Here is a 21,178-nt window from a genome sequence, read left to right on the forward strand (position 1 = left end):
GGGCTGGTGGTTCCATCACCCATGACAGAATCCGTTCGGTCGATTCGTCTTCACCCTTTCATGTCGATTTGCCCGGTGCCTCGCCTTCGCATGGGCCTGCTCGCAGGGGCAGCCCTGATCGCCGTTGCCTTGCCAGCGGACGGGGTCGCCCAGACCCCGACAATGCAGGCACCGGCTGAGAAGACCGCAGAAACGCTCATTTACAAGCTCGAGACCACCTGCAGCCTCAAAGGTGCCGAGCCGGTCGACTGCACCGTCGATGCGATCGACACTGGAGACGCCACGGTGTATCGCCATCAGATCGGCTCGCGCTCGGAAACGATCCGCATCAGCGAAGAACCGATCCGGATGTCCCGCTGGATGCCCGCTGGCAAGCAGTGGGTTTCGCTCGAGCAGGCCGGTGCCCGACTCTCCACCAACACGATCTGCTTCAACGGCCTCGATCTCTGTGTGGTGAACCCCAACTACCTCAACAGCATCACCGAAGACAATCCCACCGCCATGGACGGCAGGGATCTGGTGCGGGTCTTCTTCGCTGAGGATGGGCGCATCAACACCACCTGCTACGACGAAGGCTGCGAGCGGATCAAGAAATGAAGCTATTCAATGGACTGGGCAGCGTGATGCTCAGCGGTCTTCTGCTCGTCCCGGCCGGGGCAGGCCTGGCCGTTGATCGATCGTCCCACCTGAGCCTGCCAGGGGTGGCCAGTGACAGGCCTGAAACGGCTGAATCCAGCAGCTCCAGCACCACCTGATCGCCAGGGGCGGTGGCGGCCGGGGAGGCGGTGGACGGGGCGGCAGCCGAGGTAGCCGGGGCGGAAGCGGCGGCCGGTCCAGGGGATCCGGGAGTGGCTCCCGCACGGGATTCCACCAGGCCAGCGGATCGCTCAACCGCGGATCCTCCAGGCCCAGCGGCGGCTGGAACAACAAAGTGAGCAGCGGCAATCGCGGCAGCAGTGGCAACCGGCCCAGCCTCAATCGCCCCAGTGGCAACAACCGCCCCAGCACCGGTAGCCGCAACTCCAACCGTCAGGGCAATCGCGGGCAGAACGCCAACTTGAACCGGAATGTCAACCGGAATGTGAGTCGGAACGTCAACCGCAACGTCAACCGCAACAACAACTGGAACGGTCGACGGGTGAACGTCAACAACGTCAACGTGCGGCCAGGCTGGGCCAGGCCGGGTTGGGGCGTTGCCCGGCCCTGGAACCACGGCTGGTATGGCGGCTGGTCCACCCCGTCTTGGGGCTGGTGGGGTGCAAGGGCGGCTACGTGGGGGGTCGGGACCCTGGCCACCGCAGCGATCATCAACAATGCCGTCGATAACGCCGTCTCCAGCAACCAGACCTACATCGTTGTGCCCAACAGCGATTACCAGTTGCTTTATGGCAGCGTGCAGCCCTCCGGCACCGATGTGGTCAGCTTCGCGGTAAATGAAAACGGTGAGACCTACCAACTCTCAGCCGATTGCAATGCCGGATTGATCGACGGCCAGGAGCCGCAGAGTGCCGATGAAGCCGAACTGCTCAATGCCGCCTGTCAGGTGGCCTTCGGCTCGGCCTGATTGAAATCCTGATCCGGGGCCAGAGGCTCTGCCCTGGATCGGGCCAACGCTTACGCTCCCGCTGATTCCGGTTGCGCCAGTTCCGCTTTGCCCTTCCTGTCTTCACTGTTCTCGGTCGCCTTGATCAGCGCCGGCTTCTTCGGCCTTGCCCTCCTCTGGCTGGAGTTGCGACACCGGTTGCGGCCCGCCTCTCCCTTGCGTCTCTCCGTCGCCGACTGGTCCGTGACCACGGGCGCCAGCGAAGCGCTGGTGGAGGGGCTGGTGAGGATCCATAACCCCCATGCCCGCATGGAAGTGATGGTGCCGGAGCTGCTGCTCAAGCCCACCCTGCTGGGACGCGCCAACCTCGCCGGGCTGCAGCTCTCCACCGAGGTTCTGGCCGAGCATCCCGATGAAAAGGCCCGCCCGGACGGCTATTGGGCCGCCTACATCGTCAAAGGAAAAAAAACCACCCAGGCCAGGCTGCGCCTCCACATCAAGGCGCCAGCCGGAGCCAATGCAGCCGGAACCAATCTCGCGGCCCTGCTCGACACCCTCTGGCTGGAGATCCTCTGGATCAACTACGGCCCCTTCGGCCGCCTGCAACGCCGCGATGGTGTGCTGGTCCCGCTGCGCAAGCCCGAACCGCTCGATCCCGGCACCGCCCCCTGGCGGCAGGGGGAAGGCTGCTCGGTGTTGCCGGTGCCCACCCACTTGCTCGGGGTGCTCGACGATCCAGCCGAGGTCTTGCGCCGTTATGCCGGCGGAGTGCTCCGGGCCGGGGACATCCTCACCATCGGTGAAACGCCCCTGGCGGTGATGCAGGGCCGTTACAACCATCCCGCCATGGTCGAGCCCTCCGGCCTGGCCCGGCTGCTCTGCCGCGCCTTCCATCCCACCAGCAGCCTGGCTACAGCCTGCGGACTGCAGACCCTGATCGACGACGTCGGTCCAGCCCAGGTGCTCGTGGCCTGGCTGGCCGGGCTGGTGCTGAAGATTCTGGGTAGCAAAGGCTGGTTCTACCGCCTGGCCGGGGAGCAGGCCCGGCTGATCGATGACATCACGGGCACCACGCCCCCCTACGACCAGACGATCGTGCTGGGCCCCAGCCAGCCCGAACAAACCTGCCGCGAACTCGCCGCCGCCCTCGGGGTGCCGGTGGCGGTGGTTGATGTCAACGACCTCGGCCGGGTCAAGGTGCTCGCCTCCAGTGAGGGCTGCGATGAAGGGCTGCTGCTGCGAGCCCTTCGGCCCAATCCGGCCGGCAACGCCAACGAGCGCACGCCGCTGGTGGTGGTGCGGCCGGCCTGAGCTGCGGCAAGCAGGGGGCTGCCGATACAGTTCAAGTAGTGGACGTATTTTGTGCATCACCCATCCCCCCATGGAACTTCGGGAGGTGATTCACCCGCCCAGTCTTCGGATCTCAGGATTGAGCCGTTGCAGGGCTGGACTCTGCCCCTGCTCCAGTCCGCCGCATTTGTCGATCTGCAGCCGCTGCTGCAGCGGTCGCTGCTGCTGAAGCAACCGGAGCGCCTGCTCAGTGCCCTGGTCAGCCGGCCTCCGCTGGCCCCTGAGATTCTCCTGGCCTTCCTGAACCCCCAGAAGATTCTGGGTCTCGTCGTCGTGCGCCGCCTCAATCGCAGCGGCAGCTGCTGGGGGATCGAGCAGTTGAGGGTCTGCGAGCAGGCCCTCGAGGAGCCAGGCAATCCCAGCGAGCGGCAGGTGGAAGCCGCCATGCTCAAGGAAGCCCTGCATGGTCGTTTGGGAGCGACCAGCTGGATGGCTTCCGCCGGCACCTGCCAGCTCGATCGCCTCGCCCTGCTGCGGGAACAGGGGTTTCAACCGCTGCGCCAACAGACCATCTGGACGTGGCGAGCGGCTCGGCTGCAGGCAGGGGCCGATGGCCTTCCCGCCGACCTCCAGCTCAGCTCCTTGAACAGGCGCACCGCTCCCCTGCTCTGGCATCTGGAGCAGGCGGCCTGCCCGGCCCAGCTGCGCCAACTTCTGGATCGTCGCTGCGAAGACCTGCTGGATCAGACCCAGGGCACTGGCCTGCTCTGGGTCGACCCCACACGTCAACAGGCAGTGGCTGGCGTTCGCCGTCTCCGCCGGCATGGTCAGGCCCCGCACGAGCTGGAAGTGACCCTCCATCCCGGCTGGTCCCATCTGCTGGGAGCGCCCCTGGCTCGCATGCTGGCCCAGGTGGCAGCAGGGGCCCATCAGGTGCGGCTGCGCAGTGACACCAACGACAGCGACCGGGGCCGCTGGCTGCAGGACCTCGGCGCCGTTGCCGAGGGTGAGGAATTGTTGATGGGCCGCAGCGTCTGGCGGCGCCAGGAGCATCTGGAGCGAACCGCCGCCTCCCGCTGGCGGTTCGACACCGTGCTCGAACCGTTCAAGCCCCGCCGCAGGCCAGTCCCGACGCCGTTGTTGCCCAACCATGGACTTCGCCGTGAATCCGCCGTGCTCAGCTCCAGCCGTTGAGCCCTGCTCAGCCCCCCCGGCCCCGTTCCATGCTCGCCTTTGATGTAGGGCGCCGGCGCATCGGTCTGGCCGGCTGTGATCCCCTGGGGCTGTGTGTCAGCCGTTTGCCCCCCCTGCTGCGGGGCCCCTTCAACCGCGACCTGCTGGTGCTGCGGCCCCTGATTCAGCAACGCCAGGTCAGCGCCCTGGTTGTGGGACTCCCCCTCGATGAGCGCCAGCAGACAACAGCCCAGGCCGTGCACTGCCGCCGCTATGGCCTGGCGTTAGCCCAGGCACTGAGCCTGCCCCTGGCCTGGGTGAACGAACACAGCAGCAGCTGGGCAGCCGGCGAGCGCCACGGCCTGCATGGCGATCGCAGTGGACGTTTAGATTCAGCCGTAGCGGCTTTGCTGCTTGAGCAGTGGCTACTGGAAGGTCCTGAACCCCAGACACAAGGCCTCTCCACCGGGCTCAAGAGCCAGCCGGCCGATGCTGAGACATCCTTAAGGGGTCTGCCCCATCCACCATGACTGCCGAAGGACCGACGATCACAGAATCCGGGGACGTCCCCACCGTGAACGTCCGCGACAGCCATGACCGCCAACTGCTCTGCTTTCTGGAGCAGCTGATCCCCCTGGACGGTCAGGATTACGCCCTGCTCACCCCGGTGGACACCCCGGTCTGCCTGTTCAGGATGCAGGGGGATGAGGAGCCCGAGCTGATCGACACGATCGATGCCAGCGAGCCGATCCTGTCGGTGGCCGATGTGGTGCTGCAGGAACATGACCTGGTCCTGGTGCGCTCCGCCGTCACCCTCACCGTCAGTGGCGAACTGGAAGAGCCCGACCCCGATGATCTCGACGACGAGGATGGGGAAAGCGAAGACGACACCGACACCTACGAACTCCTGGTGAGTTTCATGGTCGATAACGGTGAATACGGCCTCTACATTCCCCTTGATCCGTTCTTCGTGGTCGCCAAGATGCAGGGCAGTGGCGAAGGAATCGTGGTTGAAGGTGAAGAATTCGAGCGAATTCAGCCGCGCATCGAGAACGAGCTCGATGAACGGGAGCTGGCGGGGTGAGACTCCAGCGCCTGCTCCAACCCAGCTGGATGCTCGATACCAGCCTGGCAGAACTGCCACTGGAGCGCCTGTTCCAGGGGAGGATCAAGGCGCTGATCCTGGATGTTGACCGCACCCTGCTGCCCCGCCACAAAGCTGAACTGCCGCCGCTGATGGAGCAGTGGCTGCGCCGGGCCCAGCAGACCATGCGTCTGCACCTGTTCAGCAACAACCCCTCAAAGCGCCGCATCGGTGCGGTGGCTGAACGTCTTGATCTGCCCTTCACCACATCAGCTGGCAAGCCGCGTCGCCGCGCCCTGCGCAAGGTGCTGGCCGAGCTGGGCCTTCCTCCCAACCAAGTGGCCATGGTGGGCGACCGGTTGTTCACCGACGTGCTGGCCGGCAACCGACTCGGCCTGTTCACCGTGCTGGTGAAGCCCGTTGACCCCCAGGGCCAACCCTGCCAGCGCGACCACCTGCAACGGGCGGAGTTGCGCCTGGCCCGCTGGATCAGCACCCGCCTGGACCGATGAGCATGCGGCGCGTTGTCAAGGTGGGAACGAGCCTGCTGCGGGGCTCGGCGTCACGCAGCACCGATGCCGTGATCGCCGCTCTGGCCTCCAGCCTCAGCCAGCAACAGCGCCAGGGTGATGCCATCACGCTGGTAACCAGTGGGGCCGTCGGGCTGGGCTGCCGCGCCCTGGAGCTGGCCCAGAGGCCTGGCGAGGTGGTGGCTCTACAGGCCGCCGCAGCCATTGGCCAGGGCCGGCTGATGGGGCTCTACGAGGCTGCTTTCGCACGCCACGGGGCCTTGGTGGCCCAGGTGCTGCTGACCCGCGGTGATCTGGCCTCCCGGCGCCGCTATCAGAACGCCTGCCGCACCCTGGAGCAGCTGCTGAGCTGGGGGGTGGTGCCAATCGTCAACGAAAACGACACCCTGGCCACCGATGAGTTGCGCTTCGGCGACAACGACACACTCTCGGCGCTGGTAGCCGTGGCGATCGGCGCCGATGAGCTGGTGCTGCTCACCGATGTGGACCGGCTGTATTCCGGCAATCCCCGCACCGATGCCCAGGCCCGGCCAATCGAGGAGGTGCAGGATCTGGCCGAACTGGCACGCCTCAGCCATGTGGCTGAAGGCGGCGGCCAGTGGGGCACCGGCGGCATGACCACCAAGCTGACGGCGGCCCGAATCGCCACCTCCAGCGGAATCCGGGTGCGCCTGGCCGATGGCCGTGATCCGGCGGTGCTCGACGCCCTCTTCGCCGGCGAAAAGCTGGGCACGGTGTTCCAGCCCAGCACCACACCCCTGACCGATCGCAAGAGCTGGCTGGCCCATGCCCTCTTGGTGAAGGGCAGCCTGCGCATTGATGCGGGCGCTGAGCGCGCCCTGCTGCGCCAGGGCGCCTCCCTATTGGCGGTGGGCATCCGCGCCGTTGAGGGTGAATTTTCGCGGCGCGAGGCTGTGCGCCTACTGGCCAGCGACGGGCGGGAACTGGGCCAGGGCCTGTGCACCCTGAGCAGCGAGGAATTGCGCCAGATCATGGGCCTCAGCAGCGATGAGGTGCGCCGCCAACTGGGGGCTGTAGGTGATGCGGTGGTGCACCGCGATCAGCTGGTGCTCACCTGCCTAGCCGGTTAAACAACATGGGCGCCAATCAACGCGCTCAGTTGGACCCAGAGCTTGTCTCACTCGTTCGATTCTGATGCATTTCAATCTGCCTGTGGGGGACACCGAGGCTGATGCCATGCAGGTGGAACGCCTCATTGATCCGCAGCCTGAACTCTCTGCCGACGACCCACTGTTTCAGCGGTGATGTGGTGATCCAAGCCCGTAGCAAATGACCAGAGTGCTTGATTGCGTCGACTCCCAAGATCTCCACGGGATGAAGGATCAGTGCCTGCCACTCTGGATCGGCTTCCATATCATCAGCAACCTGCCTGATCACTGCAAGGGCTTGGCGCAGATCGGCATCGGCAGACACCTCCACTTCAAAGTCCACCCGTGACCAATCTTTGGAAAGATTTGAAACCGTGCGTATTTCACTGTTGGGAATGGTGATCAGCTCACCCCCAGCGGATCGTAGTTGGGTGGTGGCCAGATTCATATTTTCAACGAATCCACCAGAGGCGTCCACATTGATGATATCGCCGATCGCGAATCGATCCGTTGAGAGGATCATAATTCCATTCACGATGTCTTCCAGCAAACTCCTGGAGAGAAAGCCAATGGCAATGGCCACCACCCCCGCTCCCGCGAGGACGGCTGGGTCAATTCCAACGATTAACATCGTGGCATAGATTCCAAAAAGAATGCATGTCAACCTACCGATCCCTTTAAGCACTTTTGCATAGGTGGTTGCACGCATCTGATAGCGATTAGAACCTGGATGCTGGAGGATTGAATCACGAACCCAATTATTGATCGTGTGATCAATCATCAAAACAATCACCAGCTGAGCAAGGGAAGCCAACAACCAGATCAATGGAACAAGAATAGCTTGCTGGGCAAGGGCCAACGTGGTCGTACGGCTACTTGGCCAGATCAATAAAACAGAAATAACCCCAGCCACAATCGTACTCAGCAGCAGAAGATCGACGAGCTGAAGTGCAATATTCCAGAGACTTTTGATCCGCTGAAGGGACCTGTAGTCCTCAGACCCGATCCCAGAGGCCTTCTGAGGTGGCTTGTGACCCATCTGCTGGACTGTCCTGCCGAACCGTCGCAGGGCTCTGGCAAAGACATTCCGTTTGTGACGCAGCGGAACTGAAAGTTTGAAGCGCCTCGAAACATTCGACGCCATTGAGGAGTGCTCGGTCTTCGCGAGCGGATCGGCGCCTCCTTGGGGAGGTCCATCAGGATTCATGGCCGCTTGTTTTGCCGCTGATTCCAGTTGATTCAGACTGGATTGAATGGCACGAATCCGGTCTCGGAGCAGCCTGCTCAGGCTCGAGAGGAGCACAAAGGCAGTAAAGGCAACAGCCGTGAATCCAGCGGCAAGGATTGGGCGACCCAGGGGATACCGGGCATCAAAGGCGACTCCCCAAACCGCACCGTTGAGAGAGGCCCGAAGATCCTCCTTCCATTTCTCAGCCAATTCTTGCGTTGTTGTGCCGGCATTGTCAGCATCAACATCAGTGATTGTGGCAATAATTTGCTGAGATAGATCAATGTCTCGATCAGCCACCGCAAAGACAACCGTGGCATTGTTCTGTTTGCCAATTTCTATGCTTGGGGTGGCTTTGTTGACCGGCTTAGGCGTCGTTACCAACCAGAAAACGGGCGCCTTGCCTTCCACCGGGCTCTGATCAACGCCATGTCGATCCCCGGGTTCTGCCCATTGTTTTGTTGAACGCCTCAGCTGCGCCACGACAGCGCTGAAACTTTGTTCAATCGTGTCCGACCGTCGCTCCACGGTCTCAATGACTTCATCCTCTGTTGTATTAGGCTCCAGCTGAACAGCGACGATCAATCGTGCATCAGTTCTTTCGCTTGAAATATACGGAATGACCACTCGACTACACCACCTGCGCCCACAGCGTTGGGCCTGGCGTGGATCCCACCATTGCTTGGCAGACGTTGTTGTAACAGAACTCTCCCCACCGGAGAGCGGTAGTTGCGCATGGGCATGAGAGAAGGAAGCCAGGACAATCGCCAGGATGCCAGCCAGCAGAAACAAAGGCCACTGCTTCTTGACTGCCTTCTCTTTTGCCAACATCAACAGGGACCCTTGATCGCATGATTGACAACTGTATCGCTCACCCAAGTGCCGATGCTGTCCCAAAAGAAGCTGACGGATCAACGGCAGTGAGCGCAAGCCATTCAGGCCAAGTCAGCGAAAGATTGAAGGCTGCTGTCCTTTCGATTGTCTTGACAACCCAAAGGCAACATAAGCAGTCTTGAAGACACTCATGCGGGGCCAGCGTCAGCTCATCAGGGCACACCTTTCGAATAAGGTTCCCTTAAGTGCTGATGACCCTGGGAAGACTGGAGTTCAAAAGGCACATACTTGGTGGCCGCCTTCAACACAAGCCTGCTTCCACTCACGTTGGCTTCCAACGAAGTCAACTTCAGCTCAAGTTGTTTTCGCTCAGATCCAGACTCCGCTCACGCCACACCAAACCGCCCACACCAAAATGCTCACGCCGCACACTTGCCATTAACAGGCGCTTCCGATGAGCCCGCCCATGGCTGTCCTAATCCTGAGTTTGCTGTTGCTGGGGCTGGCGCTGCTGGTCCTGCTGTTTCCTTCTCTGGTGATCCGTGTCCTGCTGGTTGCCCTGAACCCCTGGATGATCTTTGTGGGGCCGGACCGAGAGAAGCGGCTGGCCCTCACCATCGATGACGGACCGAGCGGCGCCGGCTCAGGCGCCATTCTCGAACTGCTTCAGGAGTTAGGGGTGCCGGCCACCTTCTTCCTGATCGGCTCCCATCTGCAGCGCGACGAGCCCTTCCCCCGCCGGGCGCTGGCGCAGGGCCACGAACTCGGCAACCATCTCTGGCGTGACGAACGGGCGATCGCCCTGTCCAGGCCAGCCTTCGAAGACCAGCTGCGCCGGACCGAGCAGGCCATCGAGCGTGCCGTTGCCCCAGCCCAGCCCAGCTGGCGCTGGTTCCGCCCCGGCGGCGGCTGGTTTCACAGGGAGATGGATGACTGGCTCGCCGGCGGCCCCTATCGCCTGGTGCTCGGCTCGATCTTCCCCTGGGACACCCTGCGGCCACCCCTGTGGTTCATGCGCCTGTTCATCTGGATCAATGCCCACCCCGGTGGAATCCTGGTGCTGCACGACACCCCAGAGCTCAGCGCCCGCACCGCCTTGATCCTTCGCCGGATCGTTCCCGACCTCCGCCGCCGGGGCTACCGGTTTGTACCGCTGCACGAGCTGCTCGCGGAGGTGGGGCCTACGATCCGGGCCGTCCGCCCGAAGGGAAATGCGCTTCAGCAGCCTGCTCGATCGGATCAGCGCCGTTGAGGAGAGCAGCCCCAGGCACCTGGCGGCCGATCCTGAGCTCAGCGGCGCTGAAGCCCTCGATCGCGCCGGGGCCGGCCAGCTGGCCTTCCTCGAATCCGGCAACGCCCTGGCGGCCGCCCTTTCAGCCAGCGCCGCCGCCGCCCTGCTGCTGCCCCTCGACGCCGACCTGCAGCGCCTGGCCACCGAGCGGGGGCTGGCCTGGGTGGCACTCAAGGATCCGCGCCTGGGCTTCGCCGAGGCCCTTGCCGCCCTCCACCCCCAGGCCACCAAGCCAGCGGGGATTCACCCCAGCGCCGTGGTGGATCCAGCCGCCAGCCTGGCCGCCGAGGTGCACGTGGGTGCCCGCGCCGTGATCGGTGCCGGCTGCGCGGTAAGCCGCGGTTGCACCCTCCATCCCGGCGTAGTGCTCTACGACAACGTGCAGCTGGCTGAAGGCTGCGAGATCCATGCCAATGCGGTGCTCCATCCCGGCAGCCAGCTCGGGGCTGGCTGTGTCATCCAGTCGAACGCGGTGATCGGTGCCGAGGGCTTTGGTTTCGTACCCACCGCCTCCGGCTGGGTGAAGATGCCCCAGACCGGCCGGGTGGTGCTGGAGGAGGGGGTGGAAGTGGGCTGCGGCTCCACCATCGATCGCCCCACGGTGGGCGAGACCCGCATCGGTGCCGGCACCAAAATTGACAACCTGGTGCATGTGGGCCATGGCGTGATCACCGGCCGGGGCTGTGCCCTGGCGGCCCAGGTGGGGATCGCCGGTGGCGCCGTGCTTGGCAACGGTGTGATCCTGGCGGGCCAGGTGGGCGTGGCCAACCGTGCCGTGATCGGCGATCGGGCCATTGCCTCCTCCAAATCCGGAATCCATGGTGAAATCGCCGCCGGCGAGGTGGTCAGTGGCTACCCGGCGATCCCGAACCGGCTGTGGTTGCGTTGCTCCGCCGTCTTCAACAAACTTCCGGAGCTGGCCCGCAGCGTGCGCCAGCTGAGGGCCAGCTCCGGGCCAGCTCCGGAGGAACCCTGACGGCACAAGGGGGGCAGGGCAACCCGGCCGGTAATCTCGCTGATTGATCAAGACCGGCCACCTGCATGACCAGTTACCGGATCACCCTTCTGCCCGGCGATGGCATCGGCCCGGAGATCACGGCGGTGGCCCGGGGGCTGCTGGATGCGCTGAGCGCCAGGCACGGTTTTGCCCTGGAATACGACAGCCAGCCGATCGGTGGCGCCGCGATCGACGCCTGCGGGGAGCCATTGCCGGCCAGCACACTTGAGGCCTGCCGCCAGAGCGACGCCGTGCTGCTCGCGGCGATCGGCGGCCCTCGCTACGACAGCCTGCCCAGGGCGCAGCGCCCCGAAAGCGGCCTTCTCGGCCTGCGCGCTGGCCTGGAGCTGTTCGCCAATCTGCGGCCGGTGAAGATCATCCCGGCTCTGGCCGGCGCCAGCAGCCTCAAGGCCGAAGTGATCGAGGGGGTGGATCTGCTGGTGGTGCGTGAGCTCACCGGTGGCATCTACTTCGGCACACCCAAGGGCCGAATCGAGGCCGATGGCCAGGTGAGGGCCTTCAACACGATGGCCTACAGCGATTTCGAAATCGACCGGATCGCCAGGGTTGGTTTCCAGTTGGCGAGCGAGCGCGGCGGCAGGCTCTGCAGTGTTGACAAGGCCAACGTGCTCGATGTCAGCCAGCTCTGGCGTGACCGGGTCGAGCAGATCGCGCTCGAATTCCCATCAGTGGAGCTCAGCCACCTCTATGTGGATAACGCCGCGATGCAACTGGTGCGGGCCCCGAAGCAATTCGATGTGCTGCTCACCGGCAACCTGTTCGGCGACATCCTCAGCGATGAAGCCGCCATGCTCACCGGCAGCATCGGCATGCTGCCGTCAGCGTCGCTCGGCGCCAGCGGGCCGGGAGTTTTTGAGCCGGTGCATGGTTCAGCCCCGGACATCGCCGGCCTCGATCGGGCCAACCCCCTGGCCATGGCACTCTCAGCCGCCATGTTGCTGCGCGTCGGCCTGAAGCAAGGCGAAGCCGCCGACCAGCTGGAGCGGGCTGTCGACGCCGTGTTGGCCGCTGGCCATCGCACCGGCGATCTGGCCGGCAGCGGCGAGGCCGCCGTGGGCTGTCAGCGCATGGGTGAGCTGGTGCTGGCGGCCCTCTAACCGGCGACCTGCGAAACTCAGATCCCCCTTCCTCGCGCTCGCCGATGTCCAAGCGTCACCCGATCGTGGCTGTCACCGGTTCTTCCGGCGCCGGGACCAGCACTGTCAAACGCGCCTTCGAGCACATCTTCGATCGCGAAGGAATCGTGCCGGCCGTGGTGGAAGGTGACAGCTATCACCGTTTCGAGCGGGCTCCGATGAAGGCGGAGATGGCCAAGGCCCAAGAAGCGGGCGTGAATTTCTCGCACTTCGGACCGGAGGCCAACGTCTTCGACAAGCTCGAAGAGTTGTTCCGCACCTACGGCAAAACCGGCAACGGCGAGAAGCGCTACTACCTGCACAGCCCCGAGGAAGCCGCCGAGCACAACGGCCGGCTTGGCACCAGCCTGGATCCCGGTCAGTTCACCCCCTGGGAGCCGATCTCCCCAGACACCGATGTGCTGTTCTACGAAGGCCTGCACGGTGGCGTGGTGGGCGAGGGCTATGACGTGGCCGCGCTGGTCGATCTGCTGATCGGCGTGGTGCCGATCGCCAATCTGGAGTGGATCCAGAAGATCAGCCGTGACAACGCCGAGCGTGGCTATTCGGCCGAGGCGATCGTCGATACGATCCTGCGCCGCATGCCTGACTACATCAATCACATCTGTCCCCAATTCAGCCGCACCGATATCAACTTCCAGCGGGTGCCCACGGTGGACACCTCCAACCCGTTCATCTGCCGCAACATCCCCTCCCCGGATGAAAGCTTCGTGATCATTCACTTCCGCAAGGGAGCCCGCGAGAAGTGGGGGATCGATTTTTCCTATCTGCTGCGCATGATCCACGACTCCTTCATGTCGAGCCCGACCAGCATTGTGGTCAATGGCGGCAAAATGGGCTTCGCGATGGAGATCATCCTGACGCCGATCATCGGCCGGATGATCAAGGACAAATCCAACCACGCCTGAGCGATTAGGCTGGCGCCATTACGTTCAGCATTGGTGAGGCCGATTTCCTTCGCCACACCTCCAGGTTCCGATCCGTCGTCCCCGCTGCCGTCCTTCGTGATCCGAGGGGCCGGCGCCCCGGGAACGGCTCCCCTGCGCTGGGATCAGATCAACAGTGGTGAGGTGCTGCGCAGGGCGCGCCAGATTTATTTCCACTATTTCGAACATTGCCCGGGGGGAACCGCCCCGATCGGCATCGTCCTGCACAGCCGCAACGGCCAGGGGCGCGTGGTATTTGAAGTGCCGGTGCTGCTCCCCGACGAACAGTTCGTGCCCCTGGATCTGATCCGCAGTCGCGGTGGCCGTCCCCGCGGCTTTCGCGGGCTATGACCCTCCAGACAGCTGCCCCCGCCTTGTCGATCACCCCTGGCCTGGCCATTCTTGTCGCCCTGCTTGGCGCCTGTGTCGGCAGTTTTCTCAACGTGGTGATCCACAGGGTTCCGCGGCGCGAATCGATCCTGTACCCCCCCAGCCATTGCCCACGTTGCGGCACCAGCTTGCGCTGGCAGCACAACCTGCCGCTGATCAGCTGGCTGCTGCTGCGCGGTTGCTGCGCCGATTGCCAGCGGCCGATCGCCATTCGCTATCCACTGATCGAGCTGCTCAGCGCCGGCCTTTGGATCGCCATGCTGTTCGCCAGGCCAGGCGCGATGGCAACGCCGCCGACCTGGATGCTGCTGTCCGCCGGCTGGCTGCTGGTCAGCTGGTTGCTGCCCCTGGCCCTGATCGACTGCGACCATCTCTGGCTGCCCGAACCCCTCTGCCGCTGGGGCCTGGTGCTGGGTCTGGCCGTCACCGCCCTGCTCGGGCTGAGCCAGTCGGCCGCGACGGCCCGCGAGCTGCTGGCCGACCATCTCCTGGCTGCCACCGCTGGCCTGCTGGCCTTTGAAGGGCTCAGCGCCCTGGCCGAACGGTTGATCGGCCGGCCGGCCTTGGGGCTGGGCGACGCCAAGCTCGCTGCCCTGCTCGGCGCCTGGCTGGGCTGGCAAGGCCTTTGGGTGGCGGTGATGCTGGCCGTCCTTACCGGAGCCCTGCTCGGTGGCGCCGCCAGGCTGGGCGGCTTGCTCGGGCCCAGGGAGCCCTTTCCATTCGGTCCATTCCTGGCCTTCGGCGGCATCGCCACCTGGGTGGCCGGCGAAAGCTGGTGGCTGAGCCAGCTCCAGATCCTCAGCGGCGGCGCCAGCCTTTAATGGACTCCTCGCTTCGAGCTTGCTGATAGCCCATGTCGCTGTTCGACTGGTTCGCCGATCGACGCAAGACCACTCCGGTCGTCCGTGCCGCCCAGGAGGTGGAAGAAGGGGATGGCCTCTGGAGCAAGTGCCCGGAATGTGGCCTGGTCGTCTACCGCAAAGACCTGATCACCAACGCCAGCGTCTGCATCGGCTGCGGCCACCACCACAACATCGACAGCGGCGCCCGGATTCGGCTGATGGCCGATGAGGGGAGCTTCATGCCGGTGGACCGTGATCTGGCACCGACGGACCCGCTGGCCTTCAAAGACCGACGCAGCTATGCCGATCGGATCCTCGACAGCCAGGGCAGCACCGGCCTGAGAGATGCGGTTGTCTGTGGATTTTGCCGGCTGGATGACAGGCCCCTGGCACTGGGGGTGATGGATTTCCGCTTCATGGGCGGCTCGATGGGATCGGTGGTGGGCGAGAAGCTGACCCGGCTGATTGAGACGGCCACAGATCGCGGCCTGCCGGTGGTGATTGTCTGCGCCTCCGGCGGTGCCCGCATGCAGGAGGGAATGCTGAGCCTGATGCAAATGGCGAAGATTTCTGGTGCGCTGCAGCGGCACCGCCAGGCCGAACTGCTCTACATCCCCCTGCTCACCCACCCCACCACCGGCGGCGTAACCGCCAGCTTCGCCATGCTCGGCGACCTGATCCTGGCCGAACCCAAGGCCCTGATTGGCTTCGCCGGCCGCCGGGTGATCGAGCAGACCCTGCGTGAAAAACTCCCGGAGGGTTTCCAGACCGCCGAATATCTGCTCGAGCACGGCTTCGTCGACCAGATTGTTCCGCGCACCCAGCTGAAAAGCACCCTCTCCAGCCTGCTCAGGCTGCATGGTTGCCGCACCGCCGTGGCAGCAGGAGCATGAGATCACTCCCCCGGTCACGCTGGCGCACCAACCTGCTGAGCAAGGTCCTTTTGAGCAAGGTCCTTTTGAACAAAGTCCTGGTGAGTCTTGTCCTGGTTCTTGGGCTTGGCCTGCCACTTGGCTTGGCCTGGGCGCCGGCCGCCATTGCCGCGCCGGTGAGCTGGAAGGAAGTGAGCGCCAGTGAGGAGGGGCAGCAGTGGTGGGACGAAGGCAGCCTGCGGCGCAGCCGCGAGGGCTACCTCTCGGTGTTGAGCCGCTTCAAGCCAGAAGACAGCAGCCAGCAGGGCAGCCTCTACGTGATGGAGATCAACTGCAGCGAGCAACGCTTCCGTGACGTTTCGGTGAATGGCCTGCCGCGCTTCAAGGCCCCCTGGCAAAGCGCCGCAGGCGACACCTTGATCAGCGAGGTGATCGAGGAGGCCTGCGCGGCCGGTGCTCCCTTGCTCGCCGCCGCATGACTACAACTGCGTCGCCGCTCAAGGTCGCGGTGGCCGGCCTGGGTTTTGGCGAAAAGGTTCACCTGCCTGCCCTGCGGGCCTGCCCGGGCACCGAACCGGTGGCCCTCTGGCATCCGCGCACCGCTCGCCTTGAAGCCGCCTGCCGCAGCGCCGAGTTACCCGGATTCAGTGATTTCGAAGCCCTGCTCGCCGATCCCGGCATCGAGGCTGTGGTGATCGCGACCCCACCGGCGCCGCGCTTTGAGCTGGCCTGCGCCGCCTTGAAGGCGGGCAAGCACCTGCTGCTGGAAAAACCGGTCTGCCTGGAGGCCGAGCAGGTGCTTGAACTGCAACGGCTGGCCATCAGCGCCGGACTGAGCGTGGCGGTCGACTTCGAATATCGGGCCGTACCGCTGTTCCAGCAGCTCGAAGCCCTGCTCAGAGCCGGGGCCATCGGCGATCCCTGGCTGGTGACCATGGACTGGCTGATGGGCAGCCGCGCCGATGCCTCCAGACCCTGGAGCTGGTATTCACAGCGCAGCGAAGGTGGCGGCGTGCTGGGGGCCCTCGGCACCCACGCCTTCGACATCCTGCAGTGGTTGGTGGGTCCGTGCACCGCCCTGAGCGCTTCGCTCGCCACGGCGATTCCCGAGCGCCCCCTGCCCGATGGCAGCGGCCGGCAAGGCCGGGTGGATGCCGACGACAGCGCCCTGCTCGGCCTGGAGCTGGAAGGGGAGCGCGGCCAACGGATCCCCGCCCAGCTCGCCCTTTCCTCGGTGACGCGCCAGGGCCGGGGCTGCTGGCTGGAGCTGCATGGCAGCGAGGGGGCCCTGGTGCTGGGCAGCGACAACCGTTCGGATTACGTCCACGGTTTCCAGTTGTGGCAGGCCAGTGGCAGCGGCCCGTTGCAGCTGCTGGCTCCGGATCCAAACCTCGCCTTCGCCCAAACCTGGGTGGATGGCCGGATTGCGCCGGTGGCTCGCCTCCACCAGGCCTGGAGCGACAGTGTGCGGGAGGGACGGCCGATGCTGCCGGGCCTGGCCGAGGGCTACCGCAGCCAACGCTGTTGTGATCGCGCCCTGCTGGCTGCTGAAACAGGAGAACGACAGAACATCACCTAAGGTGAGCCTAATTCCGTCTTGGCCTTTGATCACCGGCGTTCCGGTTTCCAGGCCCCAATACGGTTCCTTCACCACTTCCATCAGAGGTTTTCACCATGGCCCTCGTTCCGCTTCGGCTGCTGCTCGACCACGCTGCTGAGAACGGCTATGGCATTCCGGCCTTCAACGTCAACAATCTGGAACAGGTGCAGTCGATCATGGAGGCGGCCTACGAAACCGACAGCCCCGTCATCCTGCAGGCCTCCCGCGGCGCCCGTCAGTACGCCGGCGAGAACTTTCTTCGCCACCTGATTCTGGCAGCCGTGGAAACCTATCCCGGCATCCCGGTGGTGATGCACCAGGACCACGGCAACAGCCCCGCCACCTGCTTCGGTGCTGCCGCCAACGGCTTCACCTCGGTGATGATGGACGGCTCGCTGGAAGCCGACGCCAAAACTCCGGCCAGCTACGACTACAACGTGGCCGTCACCAAGGAAGTGGTGGATGTGGCCCATGCCATCGGCGTGAGCGTGGAAGGCGAACTGGGTTGCCTTGGCTCTCTTGAAACCGGCAAGGGCGAGGCTGAAGACGGCCACGGCTTTGATGGCGCCCTCTCCCGCGACCAGCTGCTCACCGATCCCGCCGAAGCCGCCGATTTCGTTGCCAAAACCAAGGTCGACGCCCTGGCGATCGCGATCGGCACCAGCCACGGCGCCTACAAATTCACCCGCAAGCCCACCGGCGAAGTGCTGGCCATCTCCCGGATCGCCGAGATTCACAAGGCCATCCCCAACACCCACCTGGTGATGCACGGCTCCAGCTCGGTTCCCAAGGAATGGCTGGACATGATCAACCAGTTCGGTGGCGCCATCCCCGAAACCTATGGCGTGCCCGTGGAGGAAATCCAGAACGGCATCCGCAACGGTGTGCGCAAGATCAACATCGACACCGACAACCGCCTGGCCTTCACCGCCGCCGTCCGTGAGGCTGCCGCCAAGGATCCGGCCAACTTCGACCCCCGCCACTTCAACAAGCCGGCCCGGGCCTACATGAAGAAGGTCTGCCTTGATCGTTACCAGCAGTTCTGGTGCGCCGGCCAAGCCAGCAAGATCAAGCAGCAGAACATCAACTACTACGCCGAGCTCTACGCCAAGGGCGTGCTTGAACCCAAGACCGCCGTTGCGGTCTGAGTGAAACAGGTCTGAGTTAGCCGGCTTTTGGTAAAACGGCGTGAGCTCAACGGCTTACGACTCCAGCCCCCGACTCAACCTTCCGCTTCCAGACCAAGACCACCATTCCATCAGGGAGCTTCGGCTCCCTTTTTTGTCGGCCAGGTACGGCCTGAATGAACACGCTCAAGTGCAGATGCCTGGGTAGGCCTCTCTGACTGGAGACAGGGACCGGGTCAGGGGGTGGGCAGCAGGTTGGGGGTCAAGTTGGGGGCTGGTGGTTCAGCCGGGGATGCCGGATCGAGAATCTGCGGGAGGAACCCGTTGGGGTTCGTCGGGGAAACGGAGGCAGGGGCCGTCCCGGAAACCAGCTTCGCGAGGGCCGTGTCGAGATCGCGCTCCATCACGAACCTGGTGCCATCGGTGACCACGACCCGCACCAGGGTGGGCAAGGCATTGTTCTTCGACTGCAGATAGATCGGCTCGACGTAGAGCAAGCCATTCCCCACCGGCAGCACCAACAGGTTGCCGCGCAACAGCTGGGAGCCCGTGCGGTTCCAGAGTCCGAACTGGAAACTGATCTGAGGGTCCTGCTCGATCAGGGCCGTGATCTGCTGGGGGCCCAGCAGCAAGCGCTGCTGCGGAAAGCGCACCAGCTGAAGTTCGCCGTAATTGGGAACGTCGTTGCGGGCTGCCAGCCAACCCACCATGTTGGAGCGCCGTACCGGCGAGAACGGCAGCAGCAAAACGAATTCGGGCCTGTCAGTGTCTTTTCCGGGGAGCTGCACATTGGCGTAATACGGCTCGACAGGAGAGATGCGCGAGCCGTAGATCTCCAGTGGCACCGACCATTCATCCTCCCCGTTGTAAAACGTGCGCACGTCGGTGACGTGGTACTTCAGCAATCGCTCCGATTGGATCTTGAACTGACTGATCGGTACCCGGATGTGCTCAAGCAGGGGCTTCGGCATCGCCGCCAGCGGTTGGAACAACTCAGGAAAAGCCCGTTGCCATGTGCGCAGGATTGGGTCGCTCGGATCACTCACATAGAGCCAGAGCCGGCCGTCGTGGGCATCGACCACGGCCTTGACGGGGTTGCGGAAATAGCGGATGCCATTGGCATTGGCTTCGCTGTAGGGATAGCTGCGGCTCGTTGTGAACCCATCCAACATCCAGTATTGATGTTGCTCGGAGCGAAAGCCTGGACTGTCCCCCACCGCAACGGTGACTAGGTAGGGCTCACTCTCAAAACCCAGGAAAGGAGCGAGCGCCTCAAGCCGGTCCTTCACCGGGCGACGCAGCAGCAACAGCGAGCGGGGGGTGAAGGAGCCGCTGAACAACACCCGCGGCTCCTTCAGGTACACCGCCGCCTTGAACCGTTGCCAGCCATTGCCGAGCGAGATGCCCAGTTGGCCATCGAAGTGGGTCCAGAAATTCAGCTCCCCGTCGGGGAAGTCGAACTCCTCCACAGTGGTTGGAGCGATCACGTAGGGAGCAGACTCGGAGCCGTAATAGAGGCGGGGCCGGCCCACAGGGAAAGCTCCGAGGGCGCTGGCATCACTGATTCCAAGGGCCTCATTTCCCTGCACACGCCCGCTGCGGCCCAGATCCTTGACAAAAAACGACGGCAAGCCGTCGGGGCCGAACGTGTTGACCGGCGAGACGGTGAAGCCATAGCCATGGGTGAAGACCAGATGGCGGTTCAACCAGGTGCGTGAGCCCTCCGGCAGGGCGCCGCTATCGATTTCCCGGGCCGCGATCAGCACCTGCTGGGATCCCCCCGTGCGCGATTCATCGCCGAGCGCGTAGCGATCGACCGCCACCGACGGGAAGGTGTAATACAGCCGCAGCTGCTGCAGCTGGCGGTTGGCGGCCAGCAGCGGTTTGCTGTCCCAGAGACGGATGTTGGCCAGGGTGCCCGGTGCCGCCTTGATGTCGGCGGGGGTCAGGAGCTGGCGGGGCTCGAGGACGAGATCCTGGACACTCTCAAGGCCGAAGGCATTGCGGGTGGCGCGAATGCTGCGCTCCAGATAGGGGGTTTCAACCACCAGCTCCCGCGGTTCCACCCAGAGGTTCTGGACCTGCGGTGCCACCAGGAACTCGGCGATCGGCAGCACCAGCACGGTGGCCACCAAGGGCAACAGGGTGAAGCGCCGCAGCCAGTTGCGCCGGATCGGCAACACCAGCTGCAGAGCGGTGATCAGCAGCAGCGCGGAGAGCAACAGCCGAATCGGCAGGCGCACATGCAGGTCGACAAAGCCGGCGCCGGAGGCGACCCCGCTGCCGTCCACCATCAGAGCGAAGGGGGAGAGCGCCGCGCTGCAGGAGGCCACCACCGCCAGCACAGCGATCTGAGGCTTGAGCACCCGCTTCTGAGCCTGGCTGAGGCCGGCGAAGCGCAGATCACTCAGGGCGCTGCCTTCGCTGAAGGTGAGCCAAAGGCAGCCTGCCAGACCGACCGTCACCTGGGCGAAGAGCACACTGAGCAACAGCCTCAGGGCCGGCAGCTGCAAGACCGTGAAGCGGAGATCAAAGCCGGTCAGCGGGTCCCCCTCCCCGAACGGCACCGCCAGCAGGGCCGGCAGCCACAGGCTCCAGCCCCGGGCCAGGGCGGTGGCCGATCCCGCCAGGGCCGCCGTCATCACCACCCGCAAGGTGGTCAGGGGCCAGAGCAGTAAGGGGCAGAGCAGGCCAAGACCCAGGCCGATGAACAGCAACGGGGGCAGATCGGCGAACACGGGAAAACCGCTGATCACCTCACCGCTGAATGGCGAAGCAATCAGCCCCCGGGCCTGAACGGCCAGGTAGGTGAGTCCGCCGGCCAGCAGCAGCAGCAGAGCAGCCAAAACGGCAACCAGAGAGGCTGGCCCCAGTTGAAGCTGATAAGAACGCGACAGGGATTTGACCCCACCTTGATGACGGAGGCTCCAACAACGCTGGAGCTGCTTGAGCTGGAGGGCGATCCCCAGACCCATCACCACCGCAAAGGTCGTCAGCTGCAACAGCCAGCGGCGCAGCAGCACGGACTGGAAGCCAAATTGCGCGAACCACTCCCACTCGATCCCCAGACGGGACACCGTGACCACCAGCACCATGGCCGCGAACGCAGCCAGAAGCGCTCTTGCGGCCAGCGACAGCAGCCGGTGGGAGGGGGTAGGCACAGCTTGAGGTTAGAGAGAGGTGCG

21 protein-coding genes are annotated in these 21,178 nt (G+C 64.3%); 18 read left to right on the forward strand and 3 right to left on the reverse strand.

What is annotated here, in order from left to right:
* The first annotated feature begins 90 nt into the window (after positions 1–90).
* Positions 91–597, forward strand: coding sequence for a hypothetical protein (locus BM449_RS01830; protein WP_083544334.1), 507 nt, complete (start codon positions 91–93; stop codon positions 595–597).
* Between the two features lie 30 nt (positions 598–627).
* Here BM449_RS01830 and BM449_RS14885 read toward each other — a convergent pair whose 3' ends face one another.
* The gene (locus BM449_RS14885; protein ID WP_162922829.1) at positions 628–945 is read right to left on the reverse strand and encodes a hypothetical protein; all 318 of its coding nucleotides are present in this window, start codon (positions 943–945) and stop codon (positions 628–630) included.
* On the opposite strand from BM449_RS14885, the gene BM449_RS01835 reads away from it, so the two are divergent.
* The 7 genes from BM449_RS01835 to proB all read left to right on the forward strand — a co-directional run bounded on the left by BM449_RS01835 (position 932) and on the right by proB (position 6,711).
* A complete protein-coding gene (locus BM449_RS01835; RefSeq protein WP_071799832.1) occupies positions 932–1,564 on the forward strand; it encodes a hypothetical protein in 633 nt (210 codons plus the stop codon). The genes BM449_RS14885 and BM449_RS01835 overlap by 14 nt on opposite strands.
* A 120-nt stretch (positions 1,565–1,684) precedes the next feature.
* On the forward strand, positions 1,685–2,854 hold the full coding sequence (locus tag BM449_RS01840; protein ID WP_233830952.1) for a F420-0:Gamma-glutamyl ligase: 1,170 nt from the start codon (positions 1,685–1,687) through the stop codon (positions 2,852–2,854).
* A gap of 126 nt (positions 2,855–2,980) precedes the next feature.
* Complete coding sequence (locus BM449_RS01845) at positions 2,981–4,027, forward strand: hypothetical protein (RefSeq protein ID WP_233830955.1); 1,047 nt, start codon at positions 2,981–2,983, stop codon at positions 4,025–4,027.
* Positions 4,028–4,056: 29 nt separating this feature from the next.
* The gene (ruvX, locus tag BM449_RS01850; protein WP_071799833.1) at positions 4,057–4,536 is read left to right on the forward strand and encodes a Holliday junction resolvase RuvX; all 480 of its coding nucleotides are present in this window, start codon (positions 4,057–4,059) and stop codon (positions 4,534–4,536) included.
* Positions 4,533–5,090: a DUF3727 domain-containing protein gene (locus tag BM449_RS01855; protein WP_071799834.1), complete on the forward strand. Its 558-nt coding sequence runs from the start codon at positions 4,533–4,535 to the stop codon at positions 5,088–5,090. The genes ruvX and BM449_RS01855 overlap by 4 nt, the downstream gene beginning before the upstream one ends.
* Positions 5,087–5,602, forward strand: a complete 516-nt coding sequence (locus BM449_RS01860) for a YqeG family HAD IIIA-type phosphatase (protein ID WP_071799835.1) — start codon at positions 5,087–5,089, stop codon at positions 5,600–5,602. Before BM449_RS01855 ends, BM449_RS01860 begins: the two co-directional genes overlap by 4 nt.
* Positions 5,599–6,711 carry a glutamate 5-kinase gene (gene proB, locus BM449_RS01865; protein ID WP_071799836.1) on the forward strand — a complete coding sequence of 371 codons (1,113 nt, stop codon included), beginning with the start codon at positions 5,599–5,601 and terminating at the stop codon, positions 6,709–6,711. The genes BM449_RS01860 and proB overlap by 4 nt, the downstream gene beginning before the upstream one ends.
* Before the next feature lie 25 nt (positions 6,712–6,736).
* Here proB and BM449_RS01870 read toward each other — a convergent pair whose 3' ends face one another.
* The gene (locus tag BM449_RS01870) at positions 6,737–8,872 is read right to left on the reverse strand and encodes a mechanosensitive ion channel family protein (protein WP_162922830.1); all 2,136 of its coding nucleotides are present in this window, start codon (positions 8,870–8,872) and stop codon (positions 6,737–6,739) included.
* Positions 8,873–9,257: 385 nt separating this feature from the next.
* Here BM449_RS01870 and BM449_RS01875 point away from each other — a divergent pair, with 385 nt between their 5' ends.
* The 10 genes from BM449_RS01875 to fba all read left to right on the forward strand — a co-directional run bounded on the left by BM449_RS01875 (position 9,258) and on the right by fba (position 18,014).
* On the forward strand, positions 9,258–10,043 hold the full coding sequence (locus BM449_RS01875; protein WP_071799838.1) for a chitin deacetylase family protein: 786 nt from the start codon (positions 9,258–9,260) through the stop codon (positions 10,041–10,043).
* Positions 10,003–11,058 (forward strand): UDP-3-O-(3-hydroxymyristoyl)glucosamine N-acyltransferase, encoded by a 1,056-nt coding sequence (gene lpxD, locus BM449_RS01880; RefSeq protein WP_071799839.1) that lies wholly within the window; start codon positions 10,003–10,005, stop codon positions 11,056–11,058. The genes BM449_RS01875 and lpxD overlap by 41 nt, the downstream gene beginning before the upstream one ends.
* A gap of 65 nt (positions 11,059–11,123) precedes the next feature.
* Entirely contained in the window at positions 11,124–12,197 is a 1,074-nt protein-coding gene (gene leuB / locus BM449_RS01885) for a 3-isopropylmalate dehydrogenase (protein ID WP_071799840.1), read from the forward strand.
* Between the two features lie 44 nt (positions 12,198–12,241).
* Positions 12,242–13,144, forward strand: a complete 903-nt coding sequence (locus BM449_RS01890; RefSeq protein ID WP_071799841.1) for a phosphoribulokinase — start codon at positions 12,242–12,244, stop codon at positions 13,142–13,144.
* 33 nt (positions 13,145–13,177) lie between these two features.
* On the forward strand, positions 13,178–13,513 hold the full coding sequence (locus BM449_RS01895; RefSeq protein WP_233830958.1) for a hypothetical protein: 336 nt from the start codon (positions 13,178–13,180) through the stop codon (positions 13,511–13,513).
* Positions 13,514–13,536: 23 nt separating this feature from the next.
* Complete coding sequence (locus BM449_RS01900; protein WP_311134184.1) at positions 13,537–14,373, forward strand: prepilin peptidase; 837 nt, start codon at positions 13,537–13,539, stop codon at positions 14,371–14,373.
* Positions 14,374–14,405: 32 nt separating this feature from the next.
* Entirely contained in the window at positions 14,406–15,287 is an 882-nt protein-coding gene (gene accD / locus BM449_RS01905; RefSeq protein ID WP_071799843.1) for an acetyl-CoA carboxylase, carboxyltransferase subunit beta, read from the forward strand.
* Positions 15,288–15,367: 80 nt separating this feature from the next.
* Entirely contained in the window at positions 15,368–15,745 is a 378-nt protein-coding gene (locus BM449_RS01910) for a hypothetical protein (RefSeq protein WP_233830962.1), read from the forward strand.
* Positions 15,742–16,845 (forward strand): Gfo/Idh/MocA family oxidoreductase, encoded by a 1,104-nt coding sequence (locus tag BM449_RS01915; protein WP_071799844.1) that lies wholly within the window; start codon positions 15,742–15,744, stop codon positions 16,843–16,845. Before BM449_RS01910 ends, BM449_RS01915 begins: the two co-directional genes overlap by 4 nt.
* A 95-nt stretch (positions 16,846–16,940) precedes the next feature.
* Positions 16,941–18,014, forward strand: coding sequence for a class II fructose-bisphosphate aldolase (gene fba, locus BM449_RS01920; protein WP_071799845.1), 1,074 nt, complete (start codon positions 16,941–16,943; stop codon positions 18,012–18,014).
* Between the two features lie 215 nt (positions 18,015–18,229).
* Here fba and BM449_RS01925 read toward each other — a convergent pair whose 3' ends face one another.
* Positions 18,230–21,154 carry a UPF0182 family protein gene (locus BM449_RS01925; RefSeq protein ID WP_071799846.1) on the reverse strand — a complete coding sequence of 975 codons (2,925 nt, stop codon included), beginning with the start codon at positions 21,152–21,154 and terminating at the stop codon, positions 18,230–18,232.
* Between the last annotated feature and the right edge of the window lie 24 nt (positions 21,155–21,178).

The organism is Synechococcus sp. SynAce01 (genome assembly GCF_001885215.1).
Lineage (GTDB): Bacteria > Cyanobacteriota > Cyanobacteriia > PCC-6307 > Cyanobiaceae > Regnicoccus > Regnicoccus frigidus.

Coding starts and splice junctions, on each gene's coding strand:
- BM449_RS01830 (WP_083544334.1), top strand. CDS start 91: ATGGGCCTGCTCGCAGGGGCAGCCCTGATCGCCGTTGCCTTGCCAGCG.
- ruvX (WP_071799833.1), top strand. CDS start 4,057: ATGCTCGCCTTTGATGTAGGGCGCCGGCGCATCGGTCTGGCCGGCTGT.
- BM449_RS01855 (WP_071799834.1), top strand. CDS start 4,533: ATGACTGCCGAAGGACCGACGATCACAGAATCCGGGGACGTCCCCACC.
- proB (WP_071799836.1), top strand. CDS start 5,599: ATGAGCATGCGGCGCGTTGTCAAGGTGGGAACGAGCCTGCTGCGGGGC.
- BM449_RS01875 (WP_071799838.1), top strand. CDS start 9,258: ATGGCTGTCCTAATCCTGAGTTTGCTGTTGCTGGGGCTGGCGCTGCTG.
- lpxD (WP_071799839.1), top strand. CDS start 10,003: ATGCGCTTCAGCAGCCTGCTCGATCGGATCAGCGCCGTTGAGGAGAGC.
- leuB (WP_071799840.1), top strand. CDS start 11,124: ATGACCAGTTACCGGATCACCCTTCTGCCCGGCGATGGCATCGGCCCG.
- BM449_RS01890 (WP_071799841.1), top strand. CDS start 12,242: ATGTCCAAGCGTCACCCGATCGTGGCTGTCACCGGTTCTTCCGGCGCC.
- accD (WP_071799843.1), top strand. CDS start 14,406: ATGTCGCTGTTCGACTGGTTCGCCGATCGACGCAAGACCACTCCGGTC.
- BM449_RS01915 (WP_071799844.1), top strand. CDS start 15,742: ATGACTACAACTGCGTCGCCGCTCAAGGTCGCGGTGGCCGGCCTGGGT.
- fba (WP_071799845.1), top strand. CDS start 16,941: ATGGCCCTCGTTCCGCTTCGGCTGCTGCTCGACCACGCTGCTGAGAAC.